This window comes from Streptomyces sp. NPDC054757 (assembly GCF_053612185.1).
Window position 1 is genome coordinate 220,056 of record NZ_JBSHBW010000003.1, and the last position, 20,642, is coordinate 240,697.

Genomic DNA, 20,642 nt, shown 5'->3' on the forward strand with positions numbered 1-20,642 from the left:
GACGGCGCAGGACCGCGTCACACTGGAGGTATGTGCCGCAGTATCAAGACTCTCCGTCCGCCCGTGCTCGCCGGGGAAGCGACCGACGAGGACATCAGGGCCGCAGCGCTTCAGTACGTACGCAAGGTCTCCGGCTTCCGGGCCCCCGCCGCGCACAACCGTGCCGTGTTCGACCGGGCCGTCGACGAGATCGCCCGCGCGACCGGGACACTCCTCGCCGACCTGGAGGTACGGGGGAGCGGAAACGGGAACAGCCGGGGGACGACGGAGGGGGCCGCGCAGCCGGGCGGCTGAGGCCGCGCGGGCGGGTGCCGGGTCCGGTGCCGGGTCACGGGGCCGGTGCGGGCACCCGGGGTCACGAGGCCGGTGCGGGCACCGGCGCGGGACGCCGTATCAGCAGCGCGGCCACCGTGCCCGCGCCGAACAGGGCGAGGACCGAGACCGCCGTCCCCAGCCAGCTCGCGCCCAGCCACTGGCCGCCGAAGTATCCGAGCCCCACGCTGTACCCCGCCCACGCCACACCCGCCAGCGCCGACCAGGGCACGAACTCCTTCGCCCTGCGGTGAGCGGCGCCCGCGCCCAGCGAGACCACGGAGCGGCCGGCGGGTGCGAAGCGCGCTATCACGACGAGCAGACCGCCGCCCCGGGCCAGCGCCGTGCCGAGGCGTTCCTGGGCGCTGCTGAGACGCCGGGAACGGGCGATGGCCCTGTCCAGGCGTTCGCCCCCACGCCAGGCCAACCGGTACGCGACCAGGTCGCCCACGACCGACGCGGCCGCGGCGCACGCGGTGAGGATCAGCAAGTCCGGTACGTTGCGCGGGACTTGGCCGGCCACCGTGGTCGAGCCTGCGGCGGCGCCGGTGGCCGCCGTGATCACCAGGACCCCGCTGGGGAGCAGCGGTACGAAGACGTCGAGGACGACGGAGAGCGCTACCACGGCATAGATCCATGGACTGTCGGTCAGCGACCGCACGCTCTCGAACACCGGACTCCCCGTTCGTGAAGGCGCCGCGGCGTCGCAGGGGAGCGGCAGATGCGGCTGTACAGCCATACAGCGTACGCGGAGAGGTTCCGCTCCGATCCGCCGGGGGTTCGCCGGGGCCCGCCCCAGGCGGGATGTTCGAAAGGTCCCGTTCACCCGGATGACGGCTTCCGTGCGGAGATTCGGCCGCGCTGCGCCCAGGCTGGGGCCGTACGTCCGCCGAGCGGTGACGGACGAGCGGGCCGAGCGGACCGGGCGGACCGGGCGGACCGGGCGGGTCGAGCGGACCGAGCGGGTCGAGTAGAACGAGCAGAAGGAGCGGACGATGGCGGTGGCAGGGGTACTGGCCGGAGCGGCGGCGCTGGCGATGCTGACGGGCGGCGGGGTGGCGCCCGCCGGGGGTGCCGCGGCGGGGAGCCCGGTGGAGCGCGGTGTGCCGGTGCGGAGTGCGCCGGAGGCGCCCGCCGGGGCCGCCGGCGGCCCCGCGGGGGTGTACTGGCAGCGTGTCCACGCCCGGTTCGCTCCGCCCACCGCGTTCGTCCCGTCGTCGGCGGTGACGTACGACATGAGGCTGGTGCCCGCGGCCTCCCGGATCGAGGTCGAGCAGTACACGGATCCCTCGGGCACCCGGGTGACGGCGCGGCTGGCGGGGCTGACGCCCGGTCATCGCTTCGGTATGCGGGTGCACACCAGGCCCTGCGGCGGCACCCCGGCCGCGGCGGGCCCGCGCTATCTGCACGGCGCGGCCGGCCGGAAGCCGGGCCCGGCCGACGAGGTGCGGCTGGATTTCACCACCGACGCGCAGGGTGCGGCCACGGTGACGGCGCGGCGCGGCTGGGGATTCCGGCCCGGCGGCGCCGGATCGGTGGTGATCGACGGGGTGCGCGGCGGCTCGGCGGACCCCGTCGGGTGTTTCACGGTGCCGTTCGGGCCGTCGGCCGGCCCCGCCGCATAAGGCTCCGGCGGGGCGGCGCACGGGGTCCGGCCGCGGGCCGGACTGTGGGTCAGGCCGCCACCGGGGCCGGCTCGGTGACGCGCCTGCGGGTGACGAGCACGGAGTCGAGGGCCAGGGCGCCCGGACCGGTGAACACGAGCAGCAGGAAGGCCCAGCAGAACATCACCGAGGGCTCACCGCCGTTCTGGAGCGGCCAGAGGGAGTGCGGCTGGTGCACATGGAAGTACGCGAAGGCCATCGAACCCGAGGCGATGAACGCCGCAGGGCGCGTCAGCAGTCCGGTCAGCACCAGTACGCCGCCGACGAGTTCGATGACGGCCGCGTATCCGTCGGGCCAGGTGCCCGCCGACACCGTGCCGCCACCCACCGCGCCGCCGAGCACGCCGAAGAGGGAAGCAGCGCCGTGGCAGGCGAAGAGCAGGCCGACCACGGCGCGGAAGAGTGCCAGGACGTAGGGGCGTGCCTGGTCGGTCCGCCGACCGAGCGAGGACACTGCCGTGGATATCGAAGAAGACATGACGGTGGAACTCCTTCGGTGGGGGACGGAGCAGCCTTAGATTAGGTATGCCTGACTAGAACTTGCAAGTTCAACATTTAGTCAGCTTTTCCGCTCCCCGCCCGGCTTCTCTCCCCTCTGCCCGGGGCGGGCCGCCACCGCGCGGCGCCCCCGGATCCGTGCCGACTCCTTGTCAGTCCCGCGTCAACTCACGGTCCAGTACGGTCTCCAGCCGGCCGCCCTCCCCGTCGCGCCGCGTCTGCACCATGCGCAGCCTGGAGTACCGGCCGCGCAGATCGAGGGTCATCAGCTGGTTCCCGAACCAGGGGCCGCCGCCGTCCTTCCGCCAGCCGACCGGCGGATCCGCCAGCCGCCCGTGGCTGCGCAGGGCCCGGCCGAGCGCCCTTCCCGTACGGCTCCAGCCGAACCGGAAGCCGAAACGGACGTACGCGGGAACGCTGTTGTGCACGGGGGAGCAGGTCAGCTGCAGCACCAGGGAGTCCGGTGCCGGTCCCGGCCGCGGCCCGGACGGCCGCTGTCCCGGCGGTGTCCCCGGCTGCTCCGTTCCGTCGGGCCAGCGCGGCTCGGCGACGTACGCGTGATGGACGTCGCCGGACAGTACGCAGATCGTCGCGGGCGCCCCTTCGCCCGTGCCCGCGTCGGCGATCAGCCGGGTCAACTCGCCGAAGGAGTCCGGGAAGGCGGCCCAGTGCTCCAGGTCCGCCGTCCTGCGCAGCTTCTCGCCGAACCGCGCCCAGCGAGGTCCGCGCACCCCGGCGCAGAGCGCCGCGTCCCAGCTCTCCGCGTCATGTATCAGCGGGGGCAGCAGCCAGGGGAGCGACGTCCCGATCAGGAGGTGGTCGTAGGAGCCGGGGGTGTCCCGCAGCTGGTCGTGCAGCCACTGGGACTCCGCGGGGTCGAGCATGGCGCGGTGCTGTTCGTCCAGGACGCGCGCGGCGCGTGAGTCGACCATCAGCAGCCGGGTGCGGCCGAAGTCGCGGCGGTAGCTCCAGCGGGTGAAGGCGTGGTCGGCGTCGGCCGCGGCGGCGAACCTCCGCAGCGTCTCGGTCCCGTCCCGCGCCGAGCGCACCTCCGCGTACAGCTCGTCGGCCGCCAGCTCGGCGGGGGAGAGATTGCCGAGGTGCTGGTGGACCCAGTACGACATCAGCCCGCTGAGGATCCGCTCCTCCCACCAGTCCGTGGCGCGGATCTCCTGCTGCCAGGCCGCGCTGGTGTTCCAGTCGTCGATGACATCGTGATCGTCGAAGATCATGCAGCTGGGCACGGTGGAGAGCAGCCAGCGCACCTCGGGATCGAGCCAGGACTCGTAGTAGAGGCGGGTGTACTCCTCGTAGTCCGCGACCTCGGCGCCCGGCGCCCGGCGCAGATCGCGGCGGGTGGCCAGCCAGTCGCGGGTGTCGTCCGACACCTCGTCCGCGTACACCTGGTCGCCGAGGAGCAGCAGGACGTCGGGCCGGTCGTCCAAGGGCCCGGCGGCCAGCGAGGCCGCGAGGGTGTCCAGCGCGTCGGGCCCCACCGGATCGGGCTCGCCGTGGGCGGGGGCCGCCCAGCGGCAGGACCCGAAGGTGACCCGCACGCCCGCGGGGCCGTCCGGGCCGTCCGGCTCCGCCGCGGGGTCGGGGGTACGGATGGTGCTCGGCGGGAAACGTGAGTCCGGCGGCGGCCACACCTGCTCGCCGTCCAGCCGTATCGCGTACGGGGTCTCCGTCCCCGGCGTGAGTCCGGTCACCGGTATGAGTGCGTAGTGGTGCCCGGCGATCAGGAACGTACGGGACTCGCCGCTCGCGCCGTCCGGACACCGGACCTCGGCCGTACAGGGCCGGTCGGTCTCGACCCAGACGGTCGCCGCGTCCCCGCGGTCCCAGTCGACATACCTCAGCAGTGGTCCCAGGCGCAGCCCGGCCATGAATGCCCTCCTTCGTCGCCCCGTACGGTACGGAACGACGAAGGATCATGGCCGGGTTCCCGGTCCGGCCCGTGGCCGGGGGTGGGGCCCGGCCAGTGGCCGGACTGCGTGGGCTGGTCTCCGTGCGGCCGCTCAGCAGCCGTTCAGGACGCCCTGGAGTGCTGTCTTCTCCGCCGAGTCCACCGTGAGCTTGTAGTAGTGCTTCACCTCCACCCAGGCCCGTACGTAGGTGCACTTGTAGGCGGCGCGCGGAGGCAGCCACTCGGCCGGGTCCTTGTCGCCCTTGGACTGGTTGACGTTGTCCGTGACCGCGATGAGCTGAGGCCGGGTCAGGTCGTTGGCGTACGCCTGCCGCTGTGCGGTGGTCCAGCCGCTGGCTCCCGAACGCCACGCCTCGGCGAGCGGGACCATGTGGTCGATGTCCACGTCGGACGACGCGGTCCAGGTCGCGCCGTCGTACTCGGAGTACCAACTGCCGCTGGTGGCGGCGCAGGTGGAGCTCTGGACGACATTCGTGCCGTCGCGCTTGAGCACGACTTCGCGGGTGTCGCAGGCGCCGGACTGGGTGATCCAGTGCGGGAACTTGTCCCGGCTGTAGCCGCTGGACGAGCCTTCGGCCGCGACGGTGAGGGAGCTGAGATAGGTCCGCGCGGTGGCCGCGCTCACCGGAGTGGGCAGGGCGGCCTGGGCGGAGGGGGCGGTGACGAGACCGGCGAGGGTGATTCCCGCGGTCGCGGTGAGTACCGCTATTCGACGCGCGTAGACACCTGAGGAACCTGAGACACCTGACATACGAACTCCCGTGGGGTGGAGGGGCTTTGCCGATCCGGCTCAGCCATCGTGGTGGCGCCGGATTGCCGTGGGGTGGGCGCCGGGTAACAGCCTGGCGACATGGGCACGTCACATCAAGAGGGCTGTCGATGTTTGACGCGCCGACAGATTTTCCGTACGGGTGTGCGGTTGGTCTCCTCCGTCGCCGCCCGGTCCGCCTCCCGGCTCGTCCCGGGGCGTGCTTCCGCTGGTCGCGGGCCCCGGCGGACGGCCCCGGCGGATGGGGTCGCGGTGGCGGGGTCCGCGCTGCTGGGCCGCGCGTGAGGGTTCCGGTGGCGGTTGTCGCACTTTTGGCCGTGGTGTCGCCCGAACGTGGCTTTTGTCCGGGATGTGTGGCTACTGGTGCGGGCGGGGCGGGGGAGTGGAGGCCCATGGCTGGGCGGAGCGGAATCCCGGAAGCCGGGGCCCGGGGCGGGGGAGGCGGTGCCCCATGGTGTGGGGAGTGCGCCGGGCGCTCGGGTGTTCCGGCCGCCGGCCTGTGCCGTAACCTTGGGGGCGCAGAAGGGGAGTAGCTCTTCGCCGGAACGTCGACATACTGCCGGACCTCGGTCCGGCCGGCGCCCGGAGGCGGATCTTCCAGGAGTCTTCTCGAAGACTTCTCGGGGACCCGCCAGCGAGACCTTCGGCAGCAGTGTCCTGATAGACGCTGCCGTGCCGAAGAGACCCCTTTTCTCCTTGAGTCAGGTCCTCCCGGTGCGGTCAGCCCGAACCGATGAAGGAATCAACCCGTGATCAGCTTCACGATCCTGGCGATCACCTTCGGCGTGGTCTTTCTCGCCGAACTCCCCGACAAGACCGCTCTCGCCGGTCTGATGCTGGGTACCCGCTACCGGGCCTCGTACGTCTTCGTGGGGGTCGCGGCGGCCTTCGCCGTCCATGTCGTACTCGCCATCGCCGCGGGCAGCGTGCTGACCCTGATTCCGCACCGGCTGCTCCAGGCGATCGTCGGCGCGCTCTTCCTGGCGGGCGCGGCGATGCTGCTCTTCAAGAAGGACGAGGAGGAGGAAGAGGTGAAGGCCCCCGCCGACCAGAGCTTCTGGAAGGTGGCGGGAGCCGGTTTCATGCTGATTCTCGTCGCCGAGTTCGGTGATCTGACCCAGATCATGACGGCCAACCTGGCGGCGCGCTACGACAGCCCGGTCTCGGTGGGCATCGGCGCGGTGCTTGCGCTCTGGGCCGTGGGCGGCCTGGGGATCCTCGGCGGCCGCAAGCTGATGAACCATGTGCCGCTGCGGCTGATCACGAAGATCGCGGCCGCGCTGATGGTGGTGCTCGCGGGGTTCAGCCTGTACGAGGCGGCCGCGGGCTGAGCCCGGAGCCGTACGCGGCTGTCGCGGGCCGGACCCGGGGCATGCGGCCGCCGCGGGCCGGATCCGGAGCGTAACGGCTTCGCCCGCGCGGGGCCCGGAGTGTGCGGAGGCCGTGCGGCCCGGGGTGCGCGGCCCGGACTGTGCGACCCAGGCTGTGCGGCCCGGAGTGTGCGGCCCGTGCTGTGCCGCCCGGAGGCCCGGACTGTGCGGCCCCACCCGGGGAGGCTCAGGCCGTGGTGTGGACCAGCAGGGTGCCGTCGTCCGCCGTCTCCACCCGGATCCACGTCAGGTCGGGCACCTGGACGGTCGGCCGGTGGGCGGCGGCGCGCGGGCCCACCCCCACCACCCGCATCCCCGCGGCCTGTCCTGCGGCGATACCCGCCCCCGAGTCCTCGAAGACGATGCACTCGTCGGGGCCGAAGCCCAGTCCTGCGGCGCCCTTGAGGAAGCCCTCCGGGTCCGGCTTGCTGGCGCCGACGTTCTCCGCGGTGATCCGGGTCTCCGGCATCGGCAGACCCGCCGCCGTCATCCGGGCCCGTGCGAGCGCCGCGTCGGCCGATGTGACCAGGGCGTGCGGCAGGCCGGCCAGGGAGGCCAGGAAGGCCGGTGCGCCGGGGACCGGGACGACGCCCTCGGTGTCGGCGGTCTCCAGGGCGAGCATCGCGCGGTTGTCGGCGTAGTTCTCCTCGACGGGGCGCTCCGGGAGCAGGATGGCCATCGTCGCGTACCCCTGGCGGCCGTGCACCACCTTGAGCGCCTCATGCGGGTCCAGGCCGTGATCGACGGCCCAGCGGTGCCAGATGCGCTCGACCACGGCGTCCGAGTTCACCAGCGTCCCGTCCATGTCGAGGAGCAGGGCGCGTGCGGGCAGGGTGGTCATCAGGACTCCAGAGGTGCGGGAGCAGGAACAAGGCGGTCCCGCCCGCCGGTCAGGGAGTACGGGCGGAACCACTTTGTTTCGTCAGGGTACAAAACAATGCGGGCTCCGCGCCACCCGTCCTGGTCACACCCCGGCGACCCGGCAACCGTCCGGGTCCCTTCGGACACACGCCACGGCCCCGCTTCACCACGGCCGCCCCCTTGAACTCGCGGCGACCATGGCACAGCACCAGGATGGGAGGCATGGCTCAGGAAACCCCGGCACCCCCGGCGGCGCCGGTGGCGGCCGGCGGGCAACCCCAGCGGTCCGTCCTCGTGGCGATCGGCGCCCTGCTGCTCGGAATGCTCCTCGCCGCCCTCGACCAGACGATCGTCTCCACCGCGCTCCCCACGATCGTCAGCGACCTCGGCGGTATGGAGCATCTGTCCTGGGTGGTCACGGCGTACCTGCTGGCATCGACCGCCGCCACGCCGCTCTGGGGAAAGCTCGGCGACCAGTACGGCCGCAAGAAGCTCTTCCAGACGGCCATCGTCATCTTCCTGGTCGGCTCGGTCCTCTGCGGGGTCGCCCAGAGCATGCCGCAGCTCATCGGCTTCCGCGCCCTCCAGGGGCTCGGCGGCGGCGGTCTGATGGTGCTCTCGATGGCGATCGTCGGCGATATCGTCCCGCCCCGCGAACGCGGCAAGTACCAGGGTCTTTTCGGTGCCGTCTTCGGTGCGACGAGCGTCCTGGGACCGCTGCTCGGCGGGGTCTTCACCGAACACCTCAGCTGGCGCTGGGTGTTCTACGTCAACCTCCCCATCGGCGTGATCGCGCTCGGTGTCATCGCCGCCGTGCTGCACATCCCGGTCCGCTCGGCGAAACACACCATCGACTACCTCGGTACGTTCCTCATCGCGTCCGTCGCCACCTGTCTGGTGCTCGTGGCCTCGCTCGGCGGCTCCACCTGGGCCTGGGCCTCGGCGCCGGTCATCGGCCTTGCGGTGCTCGCCGTCGTCCTGCTCGCCGCGTTCGTGTACGTCGAACGGCGGGCCGCCGAACCCGTACTGCCGCTGAAGCTCTTCCGGATCAGGACCTTCGTCCTCTGCTCGCTCATCAGCTTCATCGTCGGCTTCTCGATGTTCGGCGCGATGACCTATCTGCCGACCTTCCTCCAGGTCGTCCAGGGCGTCTCACCGACCCTGTCCGGTGTGCATATGCTGCCGATGGTCCTCGGACTGCTGCTCGCGTCGACCGCGTCCGGCCAGATCGTCAGCCGCACCGGCCGCTGGAAGGTCTTCCCGATCGCCGGGACCGGCATCACCGCCATCGGTCTCGCGCTGCTGCACCGGCTGACCGAGCACAGCTCCACCTGGTCGATGAGCGCCGCGTTCTTCGTGTTCGGCGTGGGGCTCGGGCTGGTCATGCAGGTCCTCGTCCTCGCCGTACAGAACGCGGTGAGCTACCAGGACCTGGGCGTCGCCACCTCGGGCGCGACCTTCTTCCGCTCCATCGGCGCCTCCTTCGGCGTGGCCATCTTCGGCACCATCTTCACCACCCGGCTGCGCGGAAAACTCAGCGACGCCCTGGCCGGACTCCCGCTGCCGCCCGGGGTGAGCGCGGGCCGCCTCCAGGCCGACCCGCGCGCCATCGCCTCGCTCCCGCCGGGGCTGCGCCCGAGGGTGCTGCACGCGTACGCCTCGTCCATCACCGACGTCTTCCTGTACGCGGTCCCGGTGGTGCTCCTGGCGTTCGTCGTCGCCTGGTTCCTCAGGGAGGACAAGCTGCGCGGCTCGGTCACCACCCCGGAAGTGTCCGAGACGCTCGCCTCCAACCCGGTCCAGCGGTCCTCGTACGACGAGGTGATGCGGGCGCTCTCGGTGCTCGGCAGCCGGGAGGGACGCCGCGAGATCTACGAGACGATCACCGCGAAGGCCGGCTACGACCTGCTCCCGGCCACCAGCTGGCTGCTGCTGCGCATCAAACGCCACGGTCTGGTCGAACCGGCCCAGCTGGCCGAGATGACGCCGGTCCCGCTGCGTGCCGTCACCGAGGCGGCCCGGCAGGCCGAGGAGCGCGGTCTCGCCGTACGCGAAGGGGTGGAGCTCGCGCTGACCGAGCCGGGCGTGAACGCCGCCGCCCGGCTCGCCAAGGCCCGCGAGGACTCCCTGGCCGAACTGCTCGGTGACTGGTGGGGGCCCGAACGCCCCACCGATCTGGTCGTCCTGGTCGAGGAGCTGAACGGTGAGCTGTGCGGCTCGGACGCCGAATGGCCGCGCGAGCACGAGCACGAGCACCGGGCGGTGTGACACCACCGGCTCCGCGGGAAACCTCCGGTCCCCGCCGGCCGTCACAGATCCTTGCCGTACCAGATTTCCATGTAGGGGCCGGTTGTGTACGCCGGTATCTCCCGGTAGCCCTGGCGCACATAGAGCCCGCGCGCCTCGACGAGGTCCAGGCGGGTGTTCAGCACCATCTTCGCCGCCCCGAGCCGCCGGGCCGCGTCCTCCAGGGCGGTGATCAGGATCTTGCCGCCGCCGGTGCCGCGCTGCCCGGGGCGGGTGTACACCCGGGTGAGCTCGGCGGTCGCCGGCCCGAGCAGCAGCACCCCGCCGCAGGAAGCGGGCCTGCCCTCGTGCCGCCCGACCAGGAACTCCCCGGTGGGAAAAGCCAGTTGTTCCACACCGTCGTCCGCGAGGCCGTCGTCGATCTCCTGCCCGGTGGCGGGCCGCTGCCAGTAACGGCTGGCCACCTCGTCGTAGTAGGAGCGGCGCAGCGCGTATGCGTCAGGTGTGTCGAAGGGCTCGGGGGCCACGGTCCAGGTCACCGGAGCAAGTGTGGCTGTGGCGCCCTCGTTTGGCACCCGGATTCCGGGACACTCGAACGGCGTACGAAATAGGCACCCCGTCCGCGAGGAGGAAGGTACTCATGCCCACAGTCCTGATCGTCGCAGTGATCGTGGTGTTCGTCGCCGTTGTCGCCGCGTTTCTGTACTTCGCACCCGGCAGGGGGCCCCGCCGCGGCAGTCTGCGGCAGCGCTTCGGTCCCGAGTACGACCGGGTACTGGCCCGCCACGGCGGGGACACCAAGGCCACCCATGCGGAACTCGGCGAGCGGATGAAGCGGTACGGCTCGCTGGAGACGCGCCCGCTGACACCCGAGACGCGTGAACGGTATGTGTCCCGGTGGACCGGGCTCCAGGAGCAGTTCGTGGACGCACCGCAGCAGGCGGTCGCCGGAGCCGTGCAACTGGTCGGCGCGCTGGCCCAGGAGCGGGGCTTCCCGGCTCCGGAGGACCACGAGAACCATGTCGACGCGCTGTCGGTGCACCATCCGCACCATGTCAACGGATACCGCATGCTGCACAGTTCGGCGCAGGCGGAGAGCGGCGCGGGCACCGAGGACCTCAGGGCCGCACTTCTGGAGGCGCGCGGACTCTTCGGTGAGCTGGTGGCCGTACGGGACCACGACCCGGACCGCAGGCCCGAACCGGCCAATGCCCGCCGGAAGGTGCTGCCGACGCGGCACCAGGCGAAGGGAGAGGGCGCGTAATGGCGTACGAACAGGAGCGGAAGGTGCCGGATCCGACGGCAGGCGTCCAGGACCCTGTGGTCGGGAACACCCCTGAAGGGGCCGGCAACACGCCTGGCCACGGGGCGGGTTCGGACCCGCGCGTGACCGGCGCGCGGGTCCCGGACGCGCGCGGTGACGGGTTCGAAGCAGGCACGGCGGGCGCGCACGGGGCCGCGCCGGTGCGGGACTCCGTCGCGGAGGCCGGCCCCGGTCCCGCCGCCGATGTACGGGGCAGCGGCTTCGAGGCCGAGGAGGCGAGCCGGCACACCTCTGGCCCCGACCGGACGTCCGCAGCCCCTGCCGCACCCGGTTCCGCCGCACCCGGCCCGGTGGGTGCCGGCCCGGCCGACACGGGCGCGGTGGACGACGCACTGCTGTCCGCCGGTGAACGCGAAAGGCTGGAGCGGCGTCTCCAGGGAGCGGTCAGCGGTTTCGTCGATGAGCCGAGGGCGGCGGTCGAAGAGGCCGACCGCGTCCTCGGCGAGACGGTCGCCCCGGTGACCGCCCTCCTCACCGAGCGGTCCAACAGCCTGCGGCTGTCCTGGCACGGTGAGGGCGGGCAGGCCGGTACGGAGGAGCTGCGGCAGGCGCTCCGTACCTACCGCGAGGTCACGGAGCGCCTGCTGGAGCTCTGACCAGTGGCTCTGGCCGGCAGCCTTGGCCAGTGGCTCCGGCGAGTAGCCCTGTCCAGCGGCTCTGTTCAGCAGCTACGACCGGCAGCCCCGTTCGGCAGCGGTCGCTCAGCCGTTCTTCGGGGCGGCCTGCTGGACGACCTCGAAGGACCACAGCGAAGAGCCGGAGGCGGCGGGCCTGGGACGCTCGCCGCCTTCTCCGCCGCCCGCATGGGCGCCGCGCATGGACGTCGCCATCCACTTCTCGAAGTCGGCCTCGGTCGCCCAGCGGGTGTAGACGAGGTACTGGTCGGTCCCCTCGACCGGGCGCAGCAGCTCGAACCACTCGAAGCCGTCGGAGTTCTCCACGGAGCCCGCGCGCGACGCGAACCGCTTCTCCAGAACCTCGCGCTGCTCGTCGGGCACGGTCAGGACATTGATCTTCACGATGCTCATATCGCCCATCCTGCCGTACCGGCCGCCCGTCGGTGGCGGCCGGGTCAGTCGAGTACCCGGGCCAGGACGAAGCCGTCGTACCCCTTGCTGCCGACCGTCTGGAGCGCGGTCGCGCTGAGCTTCGGGTGCTCGGCGATCATCTCGATCATGGCCCGGGTGCCCTGGACGCGCGGGTCGGTGCTGGCCGGGTCGACGACCGCGCCGTCGCGCACCACGTTGTCCCCGATGATCAGGCTGCCCGGCCGGGTCAGCTTCAGGGCCCACTCCAGATAGTGCGGGTTGTTCGGCTTGTCGGCGTCGATGAAGACCAGGTCGAAGGGGCCTGCGCCCTCGGCTGCCAGCTTCGGGAGGGTGTCGAGGGCCGCGCCTGTCCTGACCTCGGCGACGGAGGCGAGCCCGGCGCGCGCCAGATTGGCACGGGCCACATCGGCCGCTGCCGGGTCCGCCTCAAGCGAGATGAGGCGGCCGTCCGACGGCAGCGCCCTGGCCAGCCAGATGGTGCTGTAGCCGCCGAGCGTGCCCAGTTCGAGTACGGTACGCGCGCCCTGGACGCGGGCCAGCAGATGCAGCAGCTTGCCCTGGTTCGGGGCGACGTTCATCGGGATGAGACCGGCGGCGTCGCTCGCGGCCAGAGCGGCCTCCAGGGCGTCGTCGGCAGGGACCAGATGGTCGGTGAAGTACTGGTCGACCTCGGTCCACCGGTCCTGCGCCTGGTGCTGGCTCTCGGGCATGGATTTTCCTCCCACGGGTCCGCGGAAACCTGAGTTCCCTCTGGGAACTGACGTCAATCTACCCCGGGGCCTCGCGTCCGCCTCCGGCGGGTCGCCCGCACGTCCGGGAGGTCCCGTACGTCCGGGCGGATCAGCGGAGCGGCGGATCAGCGGAGGCGGATCAGCGGAGCGGCGGCGGCACGTGCACCGGTCGCGGGGGCACCAGCGGGCGCCGGCGCCGGACCAGCACCACGAGGAGCAGCGCCGCTACGAGCGCCACCAGCACCCCGCCCACGGTCAGCAGCCTCTCCTCGTGGACCACCCGCTGGTAGGGCCGGTCGGAGGCGGCGCGCCGCAGCTCATGGTCCCCGTCGATACGTGAGGGGACGGGGAAGCTCTGCTCCAGCGCGGTCAGATACCGTTCCCCGGCCGCGAAGCGGCCCAGCGCGCCGGTGGAAGGGACTTCTCCGGCGTACGTCACATCGGGCGTCAGCCCGCCGATGGTCCCCCGTGGCTCCATCCGGTGCGCGGCCAGTATGTACAGACCCAGCGTCTGGGGGTTCTTCGCACGCCGGGAGAGCCGCATCGGATAGACCAGCCGGTCGCTGGCGAAGCTCAGCCGCAGTGGATCGAGGACGCCCGCGAGCGTGCCGCCCTTGCGGCCGGGGGCCAGCCGCACCGCCACGTACTCCCACTTCCGGTCGGTGTACGGCTTGAGGTCGTCCGCCATCCCGCCGGGCAGCCGGAAGCCGTTGCGCCGGAGCCAGCGGTCCAGCGCCCCGGGGTCGTTGGCCGTCAGCCGGGCGACATCGAAGGGCCCCAGCCGCTCCCGGCCGACGACACCGACAGCGGGGGCGCCCGGGTTCGGGGCGGCGGACGTGCCGGCGTCGTCCGACGGCGAGCCGAACGGCCAGTCGCCGCCGCGCGGCCAGAAGTGGTCGCGGGTCCTGTGCACCGGTGCGGTGACCGAATCCAGCGCGTCGAAGAGCGCGTTGTCGCCGAGCGTCACCGTCGACCGGTGCGGTACCGGCATGATCCAGGCGGCCCGCGCCGTGTTCCCGGTGACGGTCAGGCTCATCACGATCTGCTCGCTGTGGCCGTCCCAGCGGACCGCCGACGTCTCCCGGTCCACCGCCAGCCGGGTCGCCGGGTCGTGCACCAGCGCACCGCATCCGCAGGCGTACGCCGGTGCCATCAGCGAACCCAACTGCACCGCCAGCAGCGCGAGCACGACGACCAGGGCCCTGCTCCGCCCCCGTGCTCCCGGCACCGGTATCCCGCCCAGCCGTGTCCCGTACAGCCGTAGCCCCCGCACCCGTAGCCCCCGCATTCCCCGTGGCCTCTCCCCGTCGTCCCGCTGCCGCCCGCTGCCGGACCGCTGCCGCGCGCTGCCGGACCGCGCGCTCCCGCACCGTCCGGCACGAGCACAGACGGCCTGCGGATGAGGTCGGTTCCGGTCAACCCCGTATGCGGGTCCGTTACCCCCTGCCGGGCCCGTGGGCGCGGGGTCCACGGACCGGAGCGGCCTGCGGGCGGGCGCGGGCAGTGCTTGAATGGCCCGGACGGACAGGCCCCGGGGACCGGGCACCGGCCGCCCGGGGGAGCGCCCCCGGTGGCGGTGTCTCCGTACCCGCCCAACGGTCGTCCTCACCGCGACCCTTGGCCGGAACCGTATGGGCCTGGTCAGGTGAACAGGGGGTTGCCTGCGTCCCTACCCCGGAGCAGTGCGAGTCTCTATCAGACAGAGGGACCGGGTATTTCCGGCGACGAGGACGGGTGGAGGGCCGGCGCGGCGTGGCGAATGACGGGCACAGCGGGGCGCGGACTGCGGTGGGCGCAGGCGTGGGAATCGAGCGGGCACGGGCGGTGCTTTGGCTGGTCGTCGCGGCACTGGCGGTCCGGCAGGTGGCGGCCATACTGCGGTTGCCGCCCAGCAGACGCCTCACCGACCTGGAGACCTGGACGGGCGCCGACGGTGTGCTGCACATCGGGGGCCCGCTCTACGCGACCGGCAAGTTCACCGGTACGCCCTTCGCCGGCCTCGTACTGAAACCGCTGACCCGCTCCGCCGAGCAGAGCCTCGGTGTCGCCTGGACCTTCGGCTCGCTGCTGCTCGTCGTCATCCTCGGCATGGTCGCGGCACGCGCGCTGCCGGGTGAGGTCTCCCGGCGTACGTCGCTGGTCGCCGCCCCGCTCGCGATCAGCCTGCTGATGCTCTCGCTGCCGGTGCGCAACGCCTTCCACCTCGGCCAGACCAGCATCATCCCGGTGCTGCTCGTTCTGCTGGGGTGCTTCGCCGTACGGGACGAACGCGGCTCGGGCGTGCTCATCGGGCTCGGGGCCGCGCTCCAGCCCACCGTGCTGCTCTTCGTGCCGCTGCTCTGGCTGACCGGCCGCCGCCGCGCCGCGCTCTCCGCCACCGCCGCCTTCGCCGTCTGCACCGCACTCGCCTGGGCCCTGATGGCGCGTGACTCCTGGACGTACTGGATCCACCATGTGGCGGGGGCCGGACTCGGCTCGCACCCGGACGGGCTCGCCAACCAGTCCATGCACGGCGCACTGCTGCGCCTCGGGCTGCACGGCCCGCTGGAGATCGTGGTCTTCCTGGTGCTCGCCGTGGCCGTCTCGGTGCTCGCGCTGCGCCGCGCCGTGGGGTACGCGAAGGACGGACAGCTGCTGCTCGCCGTCGCGGTGACCGGCTGCGCCGCGGTCGCGGTCTCGCCGACCGCCTGGCAGCACCAGCTGCTGTGGGTGCTGCTCGCGGTCGTCGGCCGGGTCGGCCGGCGCGTCGCGGACCGGATGGTCTGGCCCGCCGTGGTCGTGCTGGTGAGCACGCTGCCCGGCACGATGCTGCTGCCCAACATGGCGGCGCTCTACCCGGTACGGGACAACGCGGTGCTGCTGACCGCGCTGGCTGCCGCCTGTGCCGTGCCGTTCCTCGGCCGTACCGCGCCCGGCTGGGAGGCGCCCGAGCCCACCGTGTACGCCACGCCCGTCCCGGCGCGCTGGAGCCGGGTACCGCTGCTGCCGTTCTGGCGGCGGGTGCTGACCCGCCCCAATCTGCTGCTCGAACTCCTGGCGATCCGGGTCGGCTACTCGGTGTACTCGCACATCCGGGCCGCCGCGACCGGCGGCCGGTCCACCGCTGAGGCGCACGGCCGTACGGTCGTCTCGATCGAGAAGGCCCTGCACGTCAACATCGAGCACTGGGCCAACCACGCGGTGGTGAAGGTCCACTGGCTCGAATCGTTCTTCAACTTCTACTACGAGTCGTTCCACTTCGTGGTGCCGCTGGCGATCCTCGCCGTGCTGTACGTCCGGCGGCCCAGCGACTACCGCTGGGCGCGTACGTCGCTCTCGTTCGCGACCCTGCTCGGCCTGGTGGGCTTCTACTTCTTCCCGCTGGCACCGCCCCGGCTGATGCCGGGCCTCGGCTTCATCGACTCGGTCCACGGGGCGCAGGACCTGGCGCACCCGGACTACGGGGCGATGACCGCGATGACCAACCAGTACGCGGCGATGCCCTCGCTGCACTTCGGCTGGGCGCTGTGGTGCGGTGTCACGGTGGCCGTGCTGGTCCCGAAGCGCTGGATGAAGGCGCTCGCGCTGCTGCACCCGGCCTTCACGGTCAGCGCGATCATCGCCACCGCCAACCACTGGGTGCTCGACGCGATCGGCGGCGCCACGGTGGTGGCACTCGGCTTCGGGCTCACCTATCTGCTGGCCGGGCCGCGCACCCTGCTGGCGCCCGATGCCCTGGCGGCGGACGCCCTGGCGGCGGACGCCCTGGCGCCCGGTGCTCCGGCGGGGGACGGGACGGCGGGCGACGCCGCAACGGCGAAGGGCACCGCGACGGACGCGAACGGGCCCGACGCCGCCCGACCCGCCGCCCGGCCGGAGCCGGAGGCCGAGCAGCAGCCGAAGCCCGAACCGGACCGGAAGCCGGGGCAGCAGCCGAAGCCCGGGCCCCCCTCCTCGGACCCCGAACCGGAGCCCGAGGCCGCGGGCGCCGGCTGACGGGGACGGGGCTCGTACACCGCCTGCCCCGTCCCCGCCGGGGCGGTCCCCGCCCACCGGCCGGGCCGGTCAGCCCAGTTCGGTGTCTCCCAGCGAGACGAGCAGCTTGCGCAGCCCGGTGCCGAGGGCGGTCCGCTCGGCCGCGGTGAGGCCGGACAGCATCCGGGCCTCGTTCTCGACATGCGCCACGACCGCGGCGTCCACCAGGCCGAGCCCCTCGGCGGTGAGCCGTACGTTGACCGCACGCCGGTCGGTGGGGTGGGCGCCCCGGGTGATCAGCCCCTTCTTCTCCAGGCGGTCGAGCCGGTTGGTGATCGCCCCTGAGGTGACCATCGCGGAGCGCAGCAGCCCCCCGGCCGTCAGCTCATAGGGTGCACCTGCCCGACGCAGCGTGGCCAGGACATCGAACTCGCCGAACTCCAAGCCGAATTGAGTGAAGACCGGCTTCATCCTCTTCTGCAGAAGGCCGCTCGCGCGAGTGATGCGGCCAACCAGGGCCATCGCGTCGAGGTGGCCGAGGTCGGCCCGCTCGCGGTGCCACTGGGCCGCGATCATGTCGACGGCGTCGGTGGGGTGCTCCTCGCTGTTCCCCGGTGCTGCCATCACGCGCACGCTCCTGTGTCTCTCGTGTCTCCTGCACCTCACGCGGCCTTGTGGGGCCTCGGGAGCCTTGGCGCTTCGGTACTCGGGGCCTCTGGTGTCCTTGCGCCCCCCCAGTATCTCTCAACGTTGAAGTACTTGACGCCCGTAGACTGCTCAGCCATATTTACCTCAACGTTGAGATTATCAACCTTGAGGTAAATGCCCTGAGGTGGTGGTCAACGCCAAGGGGGATTCATGTCTTTCACCGCACCGGCCACGGTGCCCGCTCCCGGGGCCGCTCCAGGGGCGTCGGCGCCCCGCCGCACCCGCGGCGGAGCCGCTCTGACCGCGGCGCTCGCCGCCCTGGGTCCGCTCACCTGGGGCACCACCTATGTCACGACCACCGAACTGCTGCCTCCCGACCGGCCGTTGCTACTGGCGGCCCTGCGGGCGCTGCCTGCCGGGCTGGTCCTGCTGGCCGTCACCCGGCGGTTGCCCAGCGGGGTGTGGTGGTGGAGGTCCGCCGTTCTGGGCCTGCTCAACTTCGGCGCCTTCTTCCCGCTGCTCTTCCTCGGTGCCTACCGGTTGCCGGGCGGTGTGGCCAGCACGGTCAGCGCGGTACTGCCGCTGCTCGTGGCCGTCCTGGGCTTCTTCGTGCTGCGCGTCCGGCCCATCGGTGGGACCCTGCTTGCGGGCGTGGTGGGGGTGGTCGGAGTGGCCCTGCTCGTCCTGCGCGGCTCGGCCCGCGTGGATCCGCTCGGCATCGGCGCGATGCTGGCCGCCACCGCTCTCATGGCGCTGGCCGTGCTGCTCGCGAAGCTCTGGGGGCGGCCCGAAGGGATTTCGTTGCTGGCCCTGACCGGATGGCAACTCACCGCGGGCGGCCTGGTGCTGGCCCCTCTGGCCCTGGCCTTTGAAGGTGTGCCGCCCGCGCTGACCGGCAGAAACATCGCAGGGTTCGCCTATCTCGGCCTGATCGGCACGGCCCTCGCGTACGCCCTGTGGTTCCGGGGCATCGAGCGGCTGCCCGCCTCGTCGGTCGCCTTCCTGGGGCTGACCAATCCGGTCGTCGCGACCTTCGCCGGACTGCTGCTGCTCGATCAGACGATGACGGCCTGGCAGGCCGGCGGCCTGGTCCTGGTGGTGGTGAGCGTGGCGCTCGGCCGACGTGGGGCCGGCAGCCGGGACACCGTGACCTCTCGCCGGAACGCCGTGGCCACCATCCCGACCCCCGACCCGACGGCCGAACGACCCGGCCGGAGTGGAGAAGAATGATGCGTATCACCGTGTTCGGAGCAGCCGGGAATGTGGGCGGCAGAGTGGTGGCCGAAGCCTTGTCCCGGGGCCATGAAGTGACCGCCGCCGTCAGGGATCCGGCCCGCGCGACCGCCCTTCCCGCCGCCGTCCGCGTACGGACCGGGGATGCCGGGGACCCCGACGACGTGGCCACCCTGAGCGCGGGCCAGGACCTGGTGATCAGCGCCGTACGCCCGCCCGTCGGCCGTGAACGCGAGCTGGTCACCGCGACGGCCGCGGTGCTGGCGGGAGCGGCGCGGGCCGGGGTGCGGGTGCTCGTCGTCGGTGGCGCGGGCAGCCTGACCGTGCCCGGTACGGGTGGGGCGACCGTGATCGACGGGCCGGACTTCCCGCCGGACTGGCGGCCCATTGCTCTGGCCTGCGACGAACAACTGGCCGTGTGCCGTGCCGACACCGCAGCCGACTGGGCCTGCCTGAGCCCGGCTGCGCTGCTGGAGCCGGGCATCCGTACCGGCCGTTACCGGCTGGGCGCCGACGAACTGGTCGTCGGCGCCGACGGCACCTCATCGATCTCCCTGGAGGACTTGGCGGTCGTGCTGCTCGACGAGGCCGAGACGCCCCGGCATCACCGCGTCAGATTCACCGCGGGGTACTGAGAGCGGCCTGTACGGCAATGAGGCGGCGGGCCCGTATTCGTAGGGGTAGCGAGGCGCGGGGCCCATACGGGCAGCGAGGTATGGGCCCGCCCGCTCAGCCCCGGTTCACCTGGAGTTCCTTGATCCCGTTCAGCCAGGCCGAGCGCAGCCGTCGCGGGTCGCCGGTCAGCCTCAGACCGGGCAGTACGTCCGCGATGGCGTCGAAGATCAGGTTGATCTCCAGTACGGCGAGCGACTTGCCCAGGCAGAAGTGCGGGCCGCCGCCGCCGAAGCCGAGGTGCGGGTTGGGGTCGCGGGTGATGTCGAACTGTTCCGGGTTCTCGAAGACCTCCGGGTCGTTGTTGGCCGACGAGTAGAAGATGCCGACCCGCTCACCGGCCTTGACCTGCTGCCCGCCCAGCTCCAGGTCCTGGGTCGCGGTGCGCTGGAACGAGACCACGGGGGTGGCCCAGCGCACGATCTCCTCGGCCGTCGTGTCGGGCCGCTCCGCCTTGTAGTGCTCCCACTGCTCGGGGTGGGTGAGGAAGGCGTGCATCCCGTGGCTGATGGCGTTCCGGGTGGTCTCGTTGCCCGCGACGGCGAGCAGGATGACGAAGAACCCGAACTCGTCGGACGACAGGTTCCCCTCGCCCTCCGCCGCGACCAGGGTGGACACGATGTCCTTGGCCGGGCACTGCTTGCGGTCGGCGGCGAGGTTCATCGCGTACGAGACGATCTCCATCGCCGCCTCGGTGCCGACCTCCTCCGTGATCGCGTACTCCGGATCGTCGTACGCCGCCATCTTGTTGGACCAGTCGAAGATCTTGGACCGGTCCTGCTGCGGTACGCCGATGAGCTCCGCGATGGCCTGGAGCGGCAGCTCCACCGCGATGTTGGTGACGAAGTCGAAGGAACCGTCGTCCGCCGCGCCCGCCAGCGCCGTTTCGACGATCGAACGGGCCCGGTGGCGCAGGGCGTCCTCCAGGGACCGGATGGCACGCGGGGTGAAACCGCGCTGGACGATCTGGCGGACCCGGGTGTGCTCCGGCGGGTCCATATTGAGCATGATCAGCCGCTGTACGTCGATCTGGTCGCGGCTGATGGACTCGTTGAACCGGATGACGGCGGTGTTGGTGTGGGACGAGAACAGCTCCGGGTGCGTGGAGACGTACTTGACGTCCGCGTGCCGGGTGACGGCCCAGTACCCCTCGTCGCCGAAGCCCGCGATCCCGGCCGGCTGGGTGCACCACCAGACCGGCGCGGTCTGCCGGAGCTGGGCGAACTCCGGGAGCGGTACCCGGGATTGGAGCAGATCCGGATCCGTGAAGTCGAACCCTTCGGGCAGATGGGGGCAGTGCATCGGCTCCTCCAACTCCAGGTCTGGCTGACTGTGCTCTCAGGCTGTGTCCGGCCGGCCGTGGTCTGGCCGCCGACCGTCTGA

The 20,642-nt window shown here is 72.0% G+C and carries 20 protein-coding genes; 9 read left to right on the plus strand and 11 right to left on the minus strand.

The annotated features are described in order from the left end of the window. Positions 1-30 precede the first annotated feature (30 nt). Complete coding sequence (locus ACWGKJ_RS06145) at positions 31-294, plus strand: DUF2277 domain-containing protein (protein WP_385024081.1); 264 nt, start codon at positions 31-33, stop codon at positions 292-294. A 61-nt stretch (positions 295-355) separates the two neighbouring features. Here ACWGKJ_RS06145 and ACWGKJ_RS06150 read toward each other — a convergent pair whose 3' ends face one another. Continuing rightward, positions 356-985 (minus strand): DedA family protein, encoded by a 630-nt coding sequence (locus ACWGKJ_RS06150; RefSeq protein WP_385024083.1) that lies wholly within the window; start codon positions 983-985, stop codon positions 356-358. 322 nt (positions 986-1,307) lie between these two features. Between ACWGKJ_RS06150 and ACWGKJ_RS06155 the strand changes: the two genes are divergently transcribed. Continuing rightward, entirely contained in the window at positions 1,308-1,937 is a 630-nt protein-coding gene (locus tag ACWGKJ_RS06155) for a superoxide dismutase family protein (protein ID WP_385024087.1), read from the plus strand. A gap of 49 nt (positions 1,938-1,986) precedes the next feature. Here ACWGKJ_RS06155 and ACWGKJ_RS06160 read toward each other — a convergent pair whose 3' ends face one another. The 3 genes from ACWGKJ_RS06160 to ACWGKJ_RS06170 form a co-directional block, all read right to left on the minus strand. Beyond that, entirely contained in the window at positions 1,987-2,454 is a 468-nt protein-coding gene (locus tag ACWGKJ_RS06160; RefSeq protein WP_385024089.1) for a DoxX family protein, read from the minus strand. A gap of 172 nt (positions 2,455-2,626) precedes the next feature. Further along, positions 2,627-4,360: an alkaline phosphatase D family protein gene (locus ACWGKJ_RS06165; protein WP_385024091.1), complete on the minus strand. Its 1,734-nt coding sequence runs from the start codon at positions 4,358-4,360 to the stop codon at positions 2,627-2,629. A 132-nt stretch (positions 4,361-4,492) separates the two neighbouring features. Further along, positions 4,493-5,152 (minus strand): HNH endonuclease family protein, encoded by a 660-nt coding sequence (locus tag ACWGKJ_RS06170; RefSeq protein ID WP_385024093.1) that lies wholly within the window; start codon positions 5,150-5,152, stop codon positions 4,493-4,495. A 767-nt stretch (positions 5,153-5,919) separates the two neighbouring features. On the opposite strand from ACWGKJ_RS06170, the gene ACWGKJ_RS06175 reads away from it, so the two are divergent. Beyond that, positions 5,920-6,501, plus strand: a complete 582-nt coding sequence (locus ACWGKJ_RS06175) for a TMEM165/GDT1 family protein (RefSeq protein ID WP_385024095.1) — start codon at positions 5,920-5,922, stop codon at positions 6,499-6,501. A 226-nt stretch (positions 6,502-6,727) separates the two neighbouring features. Here ACWGKJ_RS06175 and ACWGKJ_RS06180 read toward each other — a convergent pair whose 3' ends face one another. Then, a complete protein-coding gene (locus ACWGKJ_RS06180) occupies positions 6,728-7,381 on the minus strand; it encodes an HAD-IA family hydrolase (protein WP_385024097.1) in 654 nt (217 codons plus the stop codon). A gap of 242 nt (positions 7,382-7,623) precedes the next feature. Between ACWGKJ_RS06180 and ACWGKJ_RS06185 the strand changes: the two genes are divergently transcribed. Continuing rightward, on the plus strand, positions 7,624-9,669 hold the full coding sequence (locus ACWGKJ_RS06185) for an MDR family MFS transporter (RefSeq protein WP_385024099.1): 2,046 nt from the start codon (positions 7,624-7,626) through the stop codon (positions 9,667-9,669). Positions 9,670-9,710: 41 nt separating this feature from the next. Here the strand turns inward: ACWGKJ_RS06185 and ACWGKJ_RS06190 are convergent, their stop codons facing one another. Beyond that, on the minus strand, positions 9,711-10,187 hold the full coding sequence (locus ACWGKJ_RS06190; RefSeq protein WP_385024101.1) for a GNAT family N-acetyltransferase: 477 nt from the start codon (positions 10,185-10,187) through the stop codon (positions 9,711-9,713). Positions 10,188-10,288: 101 nt separating this feature from the next. On the opposite strand from ACWGKJ_RS06190, the gene ACWGKJ_RS06195 reads away from it, so the two are divergent. Together ACWGKJ_RS06195 and ACWGKJ_RS06200 are read left to right on the plus strand one after the other, a co-directional pair. Further along, positions 10,289-10,912, plus strand: coding sequence for a hypothetical protein (locus ACWGKJ_RS06195; protein WP_385024103.1), 624 nt, complete (start codon positions 10,289-10,291; stop codon positions 10,910-10,912). Beyond that, a complete protein-coding gene (locus ACWGKJ_RS06200) occupies positions 10,912-11,568 on the plus strand; it encodes a hypothetical protein (RefSeq protein ID WP_385024105.1) in 657 nt (218 codons plus the stop codon). The genes ACWGKJ_RS06195 and ACWGKJ_RS06200 overlap by 1 nt, the downstream gene beginning before the upstream one ends. Before the next feature lie 105 nt (positions 11,569-11,673). Here the strand turns inward: ACWGKJ_RS06200 and ACWGKJ_RS06205 are convergent, their stop codons facing one another. The 3 genes from ACWGKJ_RS06205 to ACWGKJ_RS06215 all read right to left on the minus strand — a co-directional run bounded on the left by ACWGKJ_RS06205 (position 11,674) and on the right by ACWGKJ_RS06215 (position 13,905). Further along, positions 11,674-12,000, minus strand: coding sequence for an antibiotic biosynthesis monooxygenase family protein (locus tag ACWGKJ_RS06205; RefSeq protein ID WP_385024107.1), 327 nt, complete (start codon positions 11,998-12,000; stop codon positions 11,674-11,676). 44 nt (positions 12,001-12,044) lie between these two features. After that, the gene (locus ACWGKJ_RS06210; protein WP_385024109.1) at positions 12,045-12,731 is read right to left on the minus strand and encodes an O-methyltransferase; all 687 of its coding nucleotides are present in this window, start codon (positions 12,729-12,731) and stop codon (positions 12,045-12,047) included. Positions 12,732-12,891: 160 nt separating this feature from the next. Next, the gene (locus ACWGKJ_RS06215; protein WP_385024133.1) at positions 12,892-13,905 is read right to left on the minus strand and encodes a DUF2330 domain-containing protein; all 1,014 of its coding nucleotides are present in this window, start codon (positions 13,903-13,905) and stop codon (positions 12,892-12,894) included. A 671-nt stretch (positions 13,906-14,576) separates the two neighbouring features. Here ACWGKJ_RS06215 and ACWGKJ_RS06220 point away from each other — a divergent pair. After that, a complete protein-coding gene (locus ACWGKJ_RS06220; RefSeq protein WP_385024135.1) occupies positions 14,577-16,727 on the plus strand; it encodes a phosphatase PAP2 family protein in 2,151 nt (716 codons plus the stop codon). A gap of 69 nt (positions 16,728-16,796) precedes the next feature. Here the strand turns inward: ACWGKJ_RS06220 and ACWGKJ_RS06225 are convergent, their stop codons facing one another. Then, positions 16,797-17,330, minus strand: coding sequence for a MarR family winged helix-turn-helix transcriptional regulator (locus ACWGKJ_RS06225; RefSeq protein ID WP_385024111.1), 534 nt, complete (start codon positions 17,328-17,330; stop codon positions 16,797-16,799). A 234-nt stretch (positions 17,331-17,564) separates the two neighbouring features. On the opposite strand from ACWGKJ_RS06225, the gene ACWGKJ_RS06230 reads away from it, so the two are divergent. Both ACWGKJ_RS06230 and ACWGKJ_RS06235 read left to right on the plus strand, forming a co-directional pair. Continuing rightward, complete coding sequence (locus tag ACWGKJ_RS06230) at positions 17,565-18,584, plus strand: EamA family transporter (RefSeq protein ID WP_385024113.1); 1,020 nt, start codon at positions 17,565-17,567, stop codon at positions 18,582-18,584. Then, positions 18,584-19,222 carry an NAD(P)-dependent oxidoreductase gene (locus ACWGKJ_RS06235; protein ID WP_453315675.1) on the plus strand — a complete coding sequence of 213 codons (639 nt, stop codon included), beginning with the start codon at positions 18,584-18,586 and terminating at the stop codon, positions 19,220-19,222. Before ACWGKJ_RS06230 ends, ACWGKJ_RS06235 begins: the two co-directional genes overlap by 1 nt. Before the next feature lie 94 nt (positions 19,223-19,316). Here ACWGKJ_RS06235 and ACWGKJ_RS06240 read toward each other — a convergent pair whose 3' ends face one another. Then, the gene (locus ACWGKJ_RS06240) at positions 19,317-20,561 is read right to left on the minus strand and encodes a cytochrome P450 (RefSeq protein ID WP_385024117.1); all 1,245 of its coding nucleotides are present in this window, start codon (positions 20,559-20,561) and stop codon (positions 19,317-19,319) included. Between the last annotated feature and the right edge of the window lie 81 nt (positions 20,562-20,642).